1 protein-coding gene is annotated in these 1,020 nt (G+C 56.3%); it reads right to left on the bottom strand.

Going from position 1 to position 1,020, the window contains the following annotated elements; all coding sequences use genetic code 11:
* Nucleotides 1–1,020: cytochrome P450 (locus tag A3730_RS01870; protein WP_063537359.1), on the bottom strand; the 1,020-nt coding region annotated here is incomplete at both ends.

Below are 1,020 nucleotides of genomic sequence, written 5' to 3' on the forward strand. Positions count from 1 at the left end.
GTCCACCGGCATTTCGTAGTCCTCCGGCACCGACCATCGATAGTTGAGCAAAACCTGGTGTAGAACCGCTTTCACTTGCAGGTCGGCAAAGTGCAGGCCGATGCACTTGTGGGCACCACCGCCAAAAGGCATCCAGGCATAGGGATGCACCTTGTCTTCGCGCCGTTCGGCACTGAACCGTTCCGGGTCGAAGCGCTCCGGGTCTGGCCAGTACTCCTCCATATAATGGGTGAAGTAGGGCACCACGTTGATAAAACTGCCGGCGGGGATAAAGAAACCCTCATATTCCACATCTTTGACTGTTTTGCGGGGGAGGGAAGGTACCGGTGAGCACAACCGCAAGGCTTCCTTCATGGCCATGCCGATACCTTCCAGCCTGGGCAGATCGTCATATTCCAGATCCCGCTTGTTCAGGGCGCGACTTTCTTCGCGTAGCCGCTCCTGCCACTCGGGATTCTTGGCGAGATAATAAAAGAGGGTGGAGAGAGTGATCGTGGTGGTGTCGTGGGCGGCCATCATCAGAAAGATCATATGGTTGATCACGTCATCGTCACTGAACCGGTCGCCGTCTTCGGTGCTGGCATGACAGAGCGCGCTGAACAGGTCCGATTCCTGGCTGGCGCGCTTGGCAGGTAATTCCTTGCGGAAAAACGCTTCCAGAATCCGTCGCCCCTTGAGGCCTTTGGACCAGCGCAACCCCGGCACACTGGTACGCACGATGGCCGTGCCGGCGCGAACGGTATCCACGAAAGCCTTGTTGATAGAATCTGCCTCCGGCCCCAGCTCATAGCCCATGAATACATCCGTGGCCAGATCCAGAGTGAGCTGCTTTACCTCCTCAAGTACCTTGAATTGATCAATACGCTCCCAATCTGCGATCCCGCTGGCGATGTGTGGCCCCATGCGGTCGAGATAGCCTTTCAGCACGTCCTTGTTAAAGGCTTGCTGCATGATCTTGCGATGCCAGCGATGCTCTTCGAAATCCAGCAACATGATACCGCGATGGAAAAAGCGACCGAT

It is taken from the genome of Alcanivorax sp. HI0044 (genome assembly GCF_001634945.1).